At 62.0% G+C, this 12816-nt stretch carries 9 protein-coding genes; 1 reads left to right on the top strand and 8 read right to left on the bottom strand.

Features of this window, described 5'->3' with window-relative positions:
* From ACIQAL_RS06325 to ACIQAL_RS06310, 4 genes are all read right to left on the bottom strand, one after another.
* Nucleotides 1-3186 (bottom strand): efflux RND transporter permease subunit, encoded by a 3186-nt coding sequence (locus tag ACIQAL_RS06325; protein ID WP_401143667.1) that lies wholly within the window; start codon nucleotides 3184-3186, stop codon nucleotides 1-3.
* Nucleotides 3187-3498: 312 nt separating this feature from the next.
* Nucleotides 3499-4881, bottom strand: a complete 1383-nt coding sequence (locus tag ACIQAL_RS06320) for an MFS transporter (RefSeq protein WP_401143664.1) — start codon at nucleotides 4879-4881, stop codon at nucleotides 3499-3501.
* A 59-nt stretch (nucleotides 4882-4940) separates the two neighbouring features.
* Nucleotides 4941-6476: a class I adenylate-forming enzyme family protein gene (locus ACIQAL_RS06315; RefSeq protein ID WP_401143662.1), complete on the bottom strand. Its 1536-nt coding sequence runs from the start codon at nucleotides 6474-6476 to the stop codon at nucleotides 4941-4943.
* 2 nt (nucleotides 6477-6478) lie between these two features.
* Entirely contained in the window at nucleotides 6479-7657 is a 1179-nt protein-coding gene (locus tag ACIQAL_RS06310) for an acetyl-CoA acetyltransferase (protein ID WP_401143661.1), read from the bottom strand.
* 150 nt (nucleotides 7658-7807) lie between these two features.
* On the opposite strand from ACIQAL_RS06310, the gene ACIQAL_RS06305 reads away from it, so the two are divergent.
* A complete protein-coding gene (locus tag ACIQAL_RS06305) occupies nucleotides 7808-8380 on the top strand; it encodes a LuxR C-terminal-related transcriptional regulator (protein WP_401143658.1) in 573 nt (190 codons plus the stop codon).
* A 21-nt stretch (nucleotides 8381-8401) separates the two neighbouring features.
* On the opposite strand, the gene ACIQAL_RS06300 is transcribed toward ACIQAL_RS06305, so the two are convergent.
* From ACIQAL_RS06300 to ACIQAL_RS06285, 4 genes are all read right to left on the bottom strand, one after another.
* Complete coding sequence (locus ACIQAL_RS06300; protein WP_401143656.1) at nucleotides 8402-10333, bottom strand: PAS domain S-box protein; 1932 nt, start codon at nucleotides 10331-10333, stop codon at nucleotides 8402-8404.
* Nucleotides 10334-10387: 54 nt separating this feature from the next.
* Nucleotides 10388-10756, bottom strand: coding sequence for a response regulator (locus tag ACIQAL_RS06295; RefSeq protein ID WP_341958136.1), 369 nt, complete (start codon nucleotides 10754-10756; stop codon nucleotides 10388-10390).
* Between the two features lie 51 nt (nucleotides 10757-10807).
* Nucleotides 10808-12229: an ATPase domain-containing protein gene (locus ACIQAL_RS06290; protein ID WP_401143654.1), complete on the bottom strand. Its 1422-nt coding sequence runs from the start codon at nucleotides 12227-12229 to the stop codon at nucleotides 10808-10810.
* 139 nt (nucleotides 12230-12368) lie between these two features.
* Nucleotides 12369-12545 carry a hypothetical protein gene (locus ACIQAL_RS06285; RefSeq protein WP_401143652.1) on the bottom strand — a complete coding sequence of 59 codons (177 nt, stop codon included), beginning with the start codon at nucleotides 12543-12545 and terminating at the stop codon, nucleotides 12369-12371.
* Nucleotides 12546-12816 lie beyond the last annotated feature (271 nt).

Here is a 12816-nt window from a genome sequence, read left to right as displayed (position 1 = left end):
TCAAAACCCTTGAGAAGCAGTGGCCTGGACGCGGGCGCGACTGTCGCGTGCGTGAACGAGGCTGAAAATGATGGGAACCAGGAACAACGTGGCCACAGTGGCGAAGCACAGACCGCCGATCACCGCACGGCCCAGTGGCGCGTTTTGCTCACCGCCCTCGCCCAGGCTCAAGGCCATGGGCGCCATGCCGATGATCATCGAAATGGCGGTCATCAGAACCGGACGGAAGCGGGTAAACCCGGCTTCCAGCGCGGCCTGCAACGGGTTGCCGTGCACGGCCAACCGTTCGCGGCAGAAGCTGACCACCAGAATGGCGTTGGCCGTCGCCACCCCCATGCACATGATCGCCCCCGTCAACGCTGGCACCGACAACGGCGTGTGCGTGACAAAGAGCATCCAGACGATGCCCGCCAGGGCCGCAGGCAATGCGGTGATGATCACGAACGGGTCGCTCCAGGACTGGAAGTTGACCACGATCAGCAGGTAGATCAGCACGACGGCCCCCAGCAGCCCGAACAACATGCCGCTGAAGGCGCTGTTCATCGTTGTTGACTGACCTTGCAGCGCCACTTTCGAGCCTTTCGGCACGTCGTTGGCGTGAGCGGCCAGAATCTTCTGGATGTCTGCTGCCACACCGCCGAGGTCACGGCCCTGCACCGAGGTGAGGATCTCCACCACGGGCTGGATGTCGGATTGGGTGACCACGGAGTTGCTGTGGGTCCGCGCCACCGACGCCAGGCCGCCGAGAATCTGTCCGCTGCCGGTCGAGGACGTAGAGGTCAGCGGCAGGTTGTACAACTGCGCCAACTTGTCGAGGCTGTACTGCGGGGTTTGCAGCACGATGGGGTACGACACACCGTTGGCGGTGTTGAGCCAGAACGTCGGTGCCACCTGACTCGAACCCGCGAGGTTGACCACCAGGCTGTTGGTGATATCCCTTTCGCTGATCCCGAGCAGTTGCGCGCGGGTCCGGTCCACGTCGACCTTGAACGTCGGCAATTGCTGGGATTGCTGAATCCGCGCATCGGCAACGCCCGGCACGCGGCGAATCTCGCGCAGCAAGGTGTTGGCGTAGGTGAAGTTGCCCGACAGGTTATTACCGGTGATCTGCACGTCCACCGGGGCCGAAGAACCGAAGTTGAGGATTTGCCCGACGATGTCCGCCGGTGGGAACGAGAACACGGCGTTGGGAAATTCACGGGGCAACTGCTCACGCAACTGACGCACGTACTCGGCCGTCGGCAGGTGGTCTTCGCTCAGGCTGATCTGAATGTCACTGTCTTGAGAACCCACGGTGCCGGTGGTGTTGTACGCGGTGTTGATACCGCTGATCGACAGGCCGATGTTGTCCACCACCGCTTTGAGCTCCGCAGCCGGAATCACCCGCCGCACGGCATTCTCCACGTCGAAGATCAGTTGCGCCGTGCTTTCGACCCGCATGCCGACCGGGGCGCGCACGTGCATCAGGATCTGCCCGGAATCCACCGCCGGAAAGAAGTTGCGGCCCAAGGTCGGCACCAGCGCGAAAGACGCGACGACGAAGGCGAGGATGCTGATCATCACCACCTTGCGGTGATCGAGCGCAGCGGCGAGCAGCCCATGATAGCCATCCCGCACCCGTTCGAAACGCGCTTCGAAACCCCGCTGAAACCGCACCAGCGGATTGCGGCTGACCGGCGTGTGGGCGCCCTCTTCTTCCAGGTTGTGGGGCTTGAGCAGGTAGTTCGCCATCGTCGGAACCAGTGTTCGCGACAGGATGAACGAAGCGATCATCGCGAAAATCACCGCTTCGGCCATCGGCACGAACAGGAAGCGGGCGACGCCGTCGAGGAAGAACATCGGCACGAACACGATGCAGATGCACAGCAACGAAACGAAGGCCGGCGTCACGATCTGCGCGGCACCGTCCATGATCGCCGTTTCCACCGGTTTGCCCTGTTCCAGGTGCCAGTTGATGTTTTCGATGGTCACCGTGGCGTCGTCGACCAGGATGCCGACGGCCAGCGCCAACCCTCCGAGGGTCATGATGTTCAGGGTTTCGCCCAGCGCCGACAGCGTGGCAATCGACGACAGAATCGCCAAGGGAATGGACACCGCAATGATCACGGTCGAACGCCAACTGCCCAGGAACAACAGGATCATCAAGCTCGTCAGCGCAGCAGCGATGAGGCCTTCCCGTGCGACACCGCTGATGGCCGCACGGACGAACAGCGACTGGTCGCCGATCAGGTCGATGTTCAAGTTATCGGGCAACTGGGCCTTGGAATCGGCGAGCTTGTCCTTGATGCCCTCAATCACCCCGAGGGTCGACGCCGAGCCGGTCTTGAGCACCGGAATCAGCACGGACCGTTTGCCGTTGACGTGCACGATGTTGGTCTGCGGCGGGCTGCCGTCCTTGACCGTGCCGACGTCACGGATCAACACCGTGGTGCCGTTGGCGGTTTTGATCGGCAGGTCTTCGAGGTCCTTGAACGCCACCGGCGAGTTGTTCAACTGCAACATGTACTCGTAGCCCCCGATTTTCTGGGTGCCCACGGGGGTGATCTGGTTCTGGGTGGCCAGCGCGTTGGCCACGTCCTGAGCGGACAGTCCCCGCGCCTGCATCTGCGCCGGGTCCAGGTCGATCTGCACCTGACGGGTCTTGCCGCCGAAGGGGTACGGCAACGATGCCCCCGCCACGGTGGTGAGCATCAGGCGGACGGTGTTGAGGCCGATGTCGCCCAGTTTCTGCTCGCTCAGGTTCTGGCCGGACAGCGCCAGTTGCACGATAGGCACCGTCGAGGCGCTGTAATTGAGGATCAACGGCGGCACCGTGCCCGGCGGCAGGTTACGCAGGATCGCCTGAGACACGGAGGTCAACTGGGCGTTGGCGGTGCTGATATTGACGCCCGGCTGGAAGAACACTTTGACGATCCCGAAGCCGTTCAACGACTGCGCTTCGATGTGGCGGATGTCGTTGACCGTGGTGGTGAGCACCCGCTCGAACGGCGAGACCACGCGCCCGGCCATCTGGTCCGGCGACAGGCCGGTGTACTGCCAGATGACGGCAATGACCGGGATGCGGATCTCCGGAAAGATGTCAGTGGGTGTGCGCAGAGCCGCCAGGGGCCCGACGATCAGGATCAAAACGGCGAGAACGACAAACGTATACGGTCGTCTCAAAGCAACGCGTACGAGGCCAAGCATGCAAGTATCCAGACAAGCGTGAAACATCAATGTCGAAGCAGATCAGGCACAAACGGCCCGACGGCGCTCCGACGTCCAGGTCGATCCGATCGACAAAGCCCGTCCAGAAAAGGCGGCATATGCCACGATATTCACAAATACGGGTATATGCCACTTAATTTTTCATGACATGGAACGGAGGCGCGAAAAGCGGATGGCGGCGGACGCATATCGGGACGCCGCAGACCGGCACAAGCCTGAGGAAAACGCGACACATCGAGGGAGAACGGCCTGCGTCGCACCGCTCAGAGGGTGCGACGCAGTCGGGACGAATCAGGCCGCGGTGCTGTGGCTGGATTCGGAGGCAGGTGTGACGGGGAACGCCGAAGATGAAGACCCGGTGTCCCGCTCGTTCGATGCAGGTTGCGCCGCATGGGTGCACGCCACGAAATCTTCCTGGCGCAGCAACGTCAGGGCAATCAGCGACGCGATCCCGGTGCCGATGTAGAAGTACCACGGTGAACTGATGTCGCCGGTTTGCTGAATCAGCCAGGTCGAAATCAATGGTGCGCTGCCACCGAACACAGCCACCGGAATGTTGTACGCCACCGCGATACCGGTCGAGCGAATGCGCGTTGGCAGCAGCTCACTCATGGTTGCGTAAGTCGACGACGCGTACAGCCCGAACAGGATCGCCACGGCCATCAACGGCCAGATGAACGTGGCAGGCGTTGCGGTCGGTGCCGCTTTAAAGAACCAGTACATCGCCATCGTCGCCAGCACGCCCACCACCATCAGGAATGGCTTGCGCCCGTAACGGTCGGTGAACGCCCCGCCCAGCGGCATGACGAACGCCGCCGCGAGGCTGGCGATGAACACGTAGAACAGCGTGGTGCCGCTGTCGAACTTGAGGATGCGCGACATGTAGGTCGAGGCGAAGGTCAGCACCAGATAAAAGATCGAGCTGTGCAGCGTAATGATGAAAAACACCAGCGCAATCGCCCGCTTCCACTGCCAGACCTCACGCAGCGGCGCCTTGGAAGTCTCCCCGGCTTTTTGCAGCGCGAGGAATTCCGGGCTGTCTTCGAGTTTCAGACGGATGTACATCGAGATCATCCCCATGGGGCCGGCGATCAGGAACGGCACACGCCAGCCCCACGATTGCATCGTCTCCGCGCCCAACACCCAGGTCATGCCATTGGCGACGGCGCCACCGAGCAGCAGCCCCAATACCGCCGTGACCATCAGCCAGCAGGTGGAAAACCCACGGCGACCGGGCCCGGCGTACTCGGAGATGAAGCTGGTGATGGTGCCGATCTCGCCACCGGCCGAGAAGCCCTGGACGCAGCGGATAAGGATCAGCAGCACCGGCGCGGCGAGGCCAATCGACGCGTAGGTCGGCAGGAATCCGAGCAGGCAGGTCGAACCGGCCATCATCATCAACACCGTGATCAGGGTCTTGCGACGACCGATCTTGTCGGCCAGCGGACCGAAGAACAGCCCACCCAGCGGTCGCATGAAAAAGCTCAGCGCGAACGCGGCGAAGCTGCTCAGCAGGCTGGTGGTGGGGTTGTCGGAAACGAAAAACGCACCGCCGATGTACACCGCCAGAAAGCCGTAGACGCCGTAGTCATACCATTCGATAAGGTGGCCGGAAATCGCGCCGATGAAGGCGCGGCGACGTTGCCGTTCGGGATTTTGCTGTTGAGTTGCCATTGTTGTATTCCTGTCTTTTGTTGTTATTCAAGGAAAAACATCATGGTGAAACGGTGCGCTCACACCGCCGCCGCGCTGCGCTCCTTCAACCAGAGCCGCAGATCGGTCTTGAGCACTTTTCCGTAGCTGTTTTTCGGCAGTTCGGCGCAGAACACGTACTTTTTCGGCTTTTTGAACGAGGCCATGCGCGAGACGAACCACTCGTTCAAGCCGTGCTGATCGACTGCCTGCTCTTCACGCGCCACGACGAACGCCACCACCGATTCGCCCCACTCCGCGTCCGCTTCACCGACCACGCAAACTTCGAAAACGCCGGGGTGCGTGGCCAGCACTTCCTCGACTTCGCGGGGGTACACGTTGCTGCCGCCGGAAATAATCACGTCCTTGGAGCGGTCGGTCAGGGTCAGGCAGCCATCCGGGTCGAGATACCCGATGTCGCCTGTGAACAACCAGCCATCGACGAGGGTTTCGCGGGTCGCCACTTCGTTGCGCCAGTACCCCTGCATCACGGTCGCGCCGCGCACGGCGATTTCTCCGGCCTGCCCGCTGGCAACCGCGTGCCGCTGGGCATCGACGATTTTGATTTCGACACAGGACTGCGCCATGCCGACCGACGCCACCCAGCGTTCCCAATTCGGGTTGGCACGATCCGCGATGGCCTGACGGCCCAAGGCAGTCACCGTCATCGGGCTTTCACCCTGGCCGTAGATCTGAATCAACCGTGGACCAAACACCTCCACCGCTTCACGCAGATCCGCCACGTACATCGGCGCGCCACCGTAGATCACGCTTTTCAGACCCTCGCCGGAATAGCCCTGACGCTTGGCCTCTTCGACCATGCGCTTGACCATGGTCGGTGCCGCGAACAGCGACACCTGCTCCAGCCCCCGCGCCAGATCGAACAGCTCCGCCGCCTTGAACCCGCGCGACTCGGGCACCACATGCCGGGCGCCGCAGCGCACATGGATGAAGTTGTACAGCCCGGCGCCATGGGACATCGGCGCGGCGTACACCACGGCATCGTCGGCAGACACCTGATCCACATCCAGCGGGTAACACAGCGACATGGCCATGAGGTTGCCGTGTGACAGCATCACGCCCTTGGACCGCCCCGTCGTGCCTGAGGTGTAGAAGAGCCACGCGAGGTCATCGGTGTTGCGCGAAGCAGGCACGTTCAGCGCTTCACGTGCGGTCGCCAGCGCAGCCAGCGACCCGTGAACCGCCACTTCCGTACACGGGACAGGCAACTCTCCGGCCGCGAACACCTGGCCGTCATCGGTGACCATCAGCCGCGCTTCGGCGTTTTCGGCGATCCAGCCGGCTTCGGCGGCGTGCAGTTTGCAGTTGATCGGCACCGCCACCGCGCCGATCCACCAGATGGCGTAAAACAGCTCCAGGTATTCGCAGCAGTTCTTCATGAACAGCGCGACCCGGTCCCCCGGCTGCACGCCGTATTCCTCACGCAGAAAAGCTGCCCGCACCCGCACGCGTCGGGCGAATTCGGCGTAGTCCGCGACCTGTTCCGTACCGCGAAACAGTGCCGGGCGTTCGGGCCAGCGCCGGGCCGCATCGTTCAACCAATGAGCGATGTTCATGGTCAGGCCCTCCGCGCTTGCAGCACGGTGGCGTAATTGGCGACGGCCATGCCGCCCATGTTGAACAGCAGCCCGAATTCGGCCTCCGGCGCGGCAAGGCCGATGGGATTGCCGGTCAGTTGATGGAACGCCATCGCGTGCATCGACACGCCGGTAGCACCGACCGGATGCCCTTTGGCCTTGAGGCCGCCTGACAGATTGACGGGCAGACGCCCGCCCGCCTGCACGATGCCGTCGTCCAGCGCGCGATGGCCCTCGCCTTTCGGCGCCAGGCCCATGGCTTCGTAGATGAGCAGTTCGGCGATGGTGAAACAGTCATGGACTTCGGCGAACCCGATATCGGCCAGCGTCACCTCGGCCTGACGCAGCGCCGCGTGAATCGCCCGCTGCGGGCCTTCGAAGGCAAGAATGTCGCGTTGGGCGATGGGCAACACGTCGTTGACCTGACGCGCACCACGAATCAGCACTTCACGGCGAAACAGACGGGCACGTTTTGGCGAGGCGAGGATGATCGCTGCCGCACCGTCGGTGATCAGCGAGCAGTCGCTCAGGCGCAAGGGCGAGGCAATCACCGGGTTGCTGTCGGACACCGTGTTGCAGTGTTCGAACGGCATCGCCTTGTGCATGTGCGCCAGCGGGTTGGCCATCGCGTTGGCGTGGTTTTTCGCGGCAATCGCCGCCATCGCCGACATCGGGCTTTGGTAGCGGTCGCGATACTGGGCGGCGGCAATGCCAAACAGTTGAGGAAAACTCAGGCCGGCCTCTTCGGCATCGTTCTGATACCCGGCACCGGCGAGGGCCTGGGTGACCTGCGCGGTGGTGTTGGAGGTCATCTTCTCGGCACCGACCACCAGCACCAGTTCGGCAGTGCCGGAGCGGATCGCGTTGATCCCGGCTTGAATCGCAGCAGAGCCAGAGGCACAGGCGTTCTCGCAGCGGGTGGCGGGTTTGAAGCGCAAGGCAGGGTCGGCTTGCAGCACCAGTGAGGCCGGAAAACCGTCGGGGACCAGCCCGGAATTGAAATGCCCGAGGAAGATGGCGTCGATTTCCGAGGCGTCAATCGCGGCATCGTCCAGGGCCTGACGCGTGACTTGCACGATCAGGTCTTCAAGGGTGGTGTTGTCCAGTCGCCCGAACCGGCTGTGACCGGCGGCAACGATGGATACGGCGTCATTGATCATTTTTATTTTCTCCTTCGCAATGAGCAGGCGTTCTTTACAATGCCCACCACGAAGCCCCCTCGCCAGTTCGTACAACTACGTATAGGGATGAGTAGTTCCAAAAGCCGATACTGGTCTGGAAGACGACAATAAAAACAGCGAGACAGCGCGATGAAAGATGAGTCCGACCACCTGCAGGACCTGGAACGGCTGGCGTTTCAAGTGTCTCCCGCGCCTCAGGTCATCACCGGCAATCGTCGCATGCTGGACTTCAACGACGCCTTTCTGAAGCTGTTTGGCTATCAGCGCGACGAGCTGGCCGATCAGTTGATTTTGAAGCTCTACCCCTCACAGGCCGACTATCAGGCCATCGGCGAGCGTAGCCTGAGCTGGTTGCGCAACGCCCGCAACGGCGCGTATTCCGACGAGCGTTTCATGCAGCACCAGAGCGGCGAGGTGTTCTGGGCGCGGGCCAACGGCTACACCCTGACCCCTGACGAACCCTTCCAGTTAATGGTCTGGCACTTCGAGCGCATGGACCGGGCCATTCGCCCCACCGTCAATCTCACGCCCAGAGAACGCGAGATTTCCGCGCACATCGTCAACGGCCTGACGTGTAAAGAGGTCGCCCGCAAACTGTCGATTTCCCACCGCACCGTCGAAGTCCATCGCGCACGCCTGATGAAAAAGCTGCAAGCACGAAACAGCGCCGATCTGGTGTCGAAAATCATTGTTCTGCGCTAGTCGGCGCGCACCTAGCGACGCTTAAGAGCCAATCGAAGCGATGGCCCGCGCCAGCTCTGCCTGGTTGAACGGTTTGGGCAAGCGCGGCAAGCGCTGGGCCAAGGGCGAAACCGTGTCGGTGAACCCCGAGGAAATGATGATCGCCAAGGCCGGGCGCAAGCGGGAGATCTGCTCGGCCAGCTCGGAACCGGACATCGCGGGCATGACGTAATCAGAGATCACCAGATCGAAATCGTTGTGCTCGCGAATCAGGGCCAATGCCTCGTCGCCATCGCTGGCGGTCAGAACCCTGTGCCCCAGGTCCTCGATCATGGCCCGGGTGCTCAGCACCACCAGCGGATCGTCGTCGACAAACAGCACCTTGAGCTGTTGGGTGGGGAGCGCCGCAATGCGCGGGAGGGTTTCGTTCGCCATGGGGCTCGGTTCGCTCGCCACCTTTGAAATGGGCAGCCACAGCTCAGCGATCGTGCCGTGGCCGGGTTGGCTTTTCAGGACCAGTTTGCCGCCCGACTGTTCGGCCAGGCCGTGAATCATCGACAAGCCCAGACCAGTGCCTTTGCCCAGCCCCTTGGTGGTAAAGAACGGCTCCATCGCCCGTTGCAGCGTGGCCTCATCCATCCCGGTGCCGGTGTCGGCCACCGAGATGCAGATGAACGGCTCTTCGGTCGATTCCGGCGAACGCCAAAACGCGGCTTCCCGGGCTGAGACTTCAATGTTGCCGCCGTTCGGCATGGCGTCCCGGGCGTTGATCATCAGGTTCATGATCGCCATTTCCAGCTGACCGGCGTCGACGAACACCTGCCGCAGCAGCAGTGGGAATCGGGTGTCCACCGAGATGTTCGCCCCCAGCGAGTGCCCCAGCAGCTCGGACATGCCGCGAATCAACGTGCCCACGTCGACGGGCTCCGGCGCCAGCTCCTGACGCCGCGCAAACGCCAGCATGCGCTGGGTGAGGGATGAACCCCGATGGGCGGCGGCAATGGCGTTGTCGAGCAGGGACAAGGTTTTTGCATCGCCGGACAGCCGCTTCTTGACGATGCCCAGACTGCCAAGAATCACCGTCAGCAGGTTGTTGAAGTCGTGAGCGATGCCGCCCGTGAGCTGGCCAATGGATTCCATTTTCTGCGATTGATAGAGCGCTTCCCTCGCCTCTTTCAACGCGGTCTGCGCCATGACCGAGTCAGTCACGTCACGGGTGATCTTGGCAAAGCCGATGATGACACCGCCCTGATCGCGAATCGGGTCGATGACCACGTGCACCAGAAACCGCGAGCCGTCCTTACGCACCCGCCAGCCCTCGCCCTCGAAGCGCCCTTCGCGCACGGCGATGTCCAGCGAGCGTTGCGGCATGCCTGCCTGCGCTTCGGCGGGTTCGAAGAACAGCGAAAAGTGCTGGCCGATCACCTCTTCCGGCTTGTAACCCTTGATGCGCTGAGCGCCCGCGTTCCAGGTGGTGACGATGCCTGTCGGGTCGAGCATGTACAGCGCGTAATCCGTGACGCCCTGCACCAGCAGGCTGAATTGCTGCTCACTGCGACGCAGGGCTTCCTCGGCCTGGCGCCGCTCGGTGAGGTCGCGGGTGACTTTGGCGAAGCCAATCAACGTGCCGTCAGCGGCATGAATCGGGTCGATGACCACCAGCGCCCACAGCCGCGTGCCGTCCTTGCGCACTCGCCAGCCTTCTCCCTCGTAACGTCCAGACGTTGCGGCGATGGACAGCGCACGCTGTGGCAGGCCTGCGAGACGATCTTCTTCGGTGTAGAACAAGGAAAACGAGCGACCAAGGATGTCAGCCTCGTCGTACTGCTTGATTCGCCGCGCGCCGGAGTTCCAGCTACAGACGATCCCGGCGGTGTCGATCATGTAAATCGCGTAATCGAACACCGCATCGACCAGCATCCGATAGCGGTCTTCCTGGGAAAGCAGTCCTGATGACGGCGCGGGTGGTTGCATGCTGGCCTCGAAGGCTATGAAGGTGGATGGGGAGCTTGAGCGGCCAGTTTTGCTTTACGCCCCGTCCGGTTTGAGGAGGGATTTGACCCGGTCTACCACGGCGTGGATGTCGAACGGTTTGTCGAATACCTCAAGGAACAGGTCCCGGCGCGCCATGCCCAAATGCGCCTGAGCGCCGCTCATGAGCATGATGGGAATCTCATTCAGTGTCTTGTGTGCCCGCACGGTCTCCGCCAGCTCGATGCCGTTCATCCCCGGCATCATGTAATCGGTGATGATCAGTTGAGGCCGCTCCCGCTCCAGAATGGTCAGGGCGCGCTGACCGCTGCCAGCGGTCACCGTCAGGTAGCCCTCGTCTTCAAGGGCGAAACTGAGCACATCGGCAATCAGGTATTCGTCGTCGACGATCAAGATCGTGGTCATAGCGCCCCCGGTCCGCTCAACCCGCCGCAGGCGAGATCGCGGCGGCGACCTTTAGGCGTGATGGGTTGAGCCAGGGGCATGGAAATGAACCTTTTTGACGTCGAGACCCTGATCGCTGAAGACCACCTCCAGTAATGCCGGATCGTAGGGGTTGTCCCTTATTTTAAGAATGGACAGCTGGCGTTTAAGTTCAGCCGATTCCTGCACGAACCGCAGCACCAGCAGGTTGTCGACGATGCACGACAAGTCGGGCGCCGGGGCGTCTATCTCGCCACCCAAAAGACTGATGACTTCCCACGACGCGACGACCGTGACATTGCGCGCGCGCAGCTCGCCCATCAACGCGGTGTAGAGGTCGAGAATGCGCGATTTGTCCGCGGCCACCCGGGCCATGCCGCCGAGGCTGTCGAGGAACACGCGTTTGATGGACTTTTCCTCAACTGTGCGTAGCAGATCCAGCGCGAGCTTGTCGATCAGCTCGGTGGTGATGGACTTCCACACAATCGTCAACGCTCCCGAGGCTTCGAGGGCCGCGAAGTCCATGCCCAACGAAGCGGCTTTCAAGCGCAAGCGCTGTGGCGATTCGTAAAAACCGAAATGCAGCCCCGGCTCCTCCGCCGTCGATTGTCCGAGGAAGCTGAGGCCAAACGAGGTTTTCCCGGAGCCCGACGGTCCCATCAGCAAGGTCACCGACGAAGCCATCAGCCCGCCGCCGATCAGCCGGTCCAGTGTCGGCACGCCGCAAGGGACAACGGTGATGTGATCGCTGTCACGCATCGCCGAGTGCGTCAGCGTGCTTTCAAGACGCGGGTAGACCACCAAGCCGTCTTCGGTGATTTCGCACTCGTGGGCGCCGGGAATGGCGCCACTGCCACGGGTCTTGCGCATCTTGATGCGGCGGATGGATTTGACGCCCACCAGCTCTTCGCCCAACTCCAGCACGCCATCAACCATCGTGTGCTCAGGACTGCCGTCGTCCAGCTGAGAGCTCGTGAGGAAAAACACCGTGCAGCCGGCGAACGCAGCGTGACCCTGTAATTCGGAGATGAAACGTTTGGTGTTGAGCGGCGAATCGGCGCGGGAACGGGCGTTGAGCAACCCGTCGAGGATCATGACCGTGGACTTCTGTCGAACGATCTCACGGCGCAATAGCTTGACCACTTCGTCCAGCCCGTCGTTTTCCATGGTGTCGAAAGCGCTGACGAACTGGATCTGGTCGCCGATCTTGTCCTTGTCGAAAAAGCTCAGGGTCGAAAGGAACTGGAACAGCCGCTCATGAGGTTCGGCCAGGAGGGTCGCGAACAGCACGCGACCGCCGTCGCGGGCATGGTTGAAGCCGATCTGGTTGGCCAGAATGGTTTTGCCTGAACCGGGGCGGCCTTGAATGATGTAGGAGGAGCCCGCGACGAAGCCTCCCTTCAACAATTCATCCAGCCCCTGAATTCCGCTCTTGAGGCGTCTTAGCTGGTTCAAATGTGCTCCCTCCGCCAGTGATCGTCAGCGGTGCGAACGATACGCACGACGAAAGACGCATTCTTTCGCGTTTGGCGCCGCTTTCCAAGCGCAATCATCATTCGTGGCGAAGACTTACGGCACAACCCGCGAAATGGCCTCATGGCCGCGACGGTCGTTTTTCATCCGCTTGCTCTGGGACGCAGCCTTCGGTTTCCGCTTTTGACTGCTCGCTGCGCCGCTCCGGGTCGTCGGGCTTGATCGGCGCCGACAAGGGGAATTCGGGGGTGTCGTCGGAAGGATCGACGGGATCGTGATCGGGGGTGTGAGAACCCATGGCCGCTGCCTCTTTTTCAGGAATGCAGTGGTTGGAGTGCGTGGCGTGGCAGAGGTGCGTTTTTTCGGATGAGGGATGAGGGATGCGCCATGCCTGACACACCGAGGCGTCAGGTTTTACTGCCGCTGCGCGCCAGATCGTAGGCAAGGTGGAACGCCACCCCGGCACTCCCACGCCTTCGGCAGAAGCAGATCTATGTGCACAAACGCTTGCGGTTGATTCTGGCCGAAGGCCGTGGGAGCGTTGCTTGCTCGCGATCTGCCGGGAACCG

This window comes from Pseudomonas sp. NPDC088368 (genome assembly GCF_044753445.1).
In the GTDB taxonomy this organism is placed as follows: Bacteria; Pseudomonadota; Gammaproteobacteria; order Pseudomonadales; family Pseudomonadaceae; genus Aquipseudomonas; species Aquipseudomonas bambusae.
This window is presented reverse-complemented; position numbering and strand designations above follow the sequence as displayed.

Bases quoted from the DNA above. Each gene is read 5' to 3' on its own strand.
- ACIQAL_RS06300 (WP_401143656.1), bottom strand. From the start codon at position 10,333: ATGCAACCACCCGCGCCGTCATCAGGACTGCTTTCCCAGGAAGACCGC.
- ACIQAL_RS06295 (WP_341958136.1), bottom strand. From the start codon at position 10,756: ATGACCACGATCTTGATCGTCGACGACGAATACCTGATTGCCGATGTG.
- ACIQAL_RS06310 (WP_401143661.1), bottom strand. From the start codon at position 7,657: ATGATCAATGACGCCGTATCCATCGTTGCCGCCGGTCACAGCCGGTTC.
- ACIQAL_RS06320 (WP_401143664.1), bottom strand. From the start codon at position 4,881: ATGGCAACTCAACAGCAAAATCCCGAACGGCAACGTCGCCGCGCCTTC.
- ACIQAL_RS06325 (WP_401143667.1), bottom strand. From the start codon at position 3,186: ATGCTTGGCCTCGTACGCGTTGCTTTGAGACGACCGTATACGTTTGTC.
- ACIQAL_RS06315 (WP_401143662.1), bottom strand. From the start codon at position 6,476: ATGAACATCGCTCATTGGTTGAACGATGCGGCCCGGCGCTGGCCCGAA.
- ACIQAL_RS06285 (WP_401143652.1), bottom strand. From the start codon at position 12,545: ATGGGTTCTCACACCCCCGATCACGATCCCGTCGATCCTTCCGACGAC.
- ACIQAL_RS06305 (WP_401143658.1), top strand. From the start codon at position 7,808: ATGAAAGATGAGTCCGACCACCTGCAGGACCTGGAACGGCTGGCGTTT.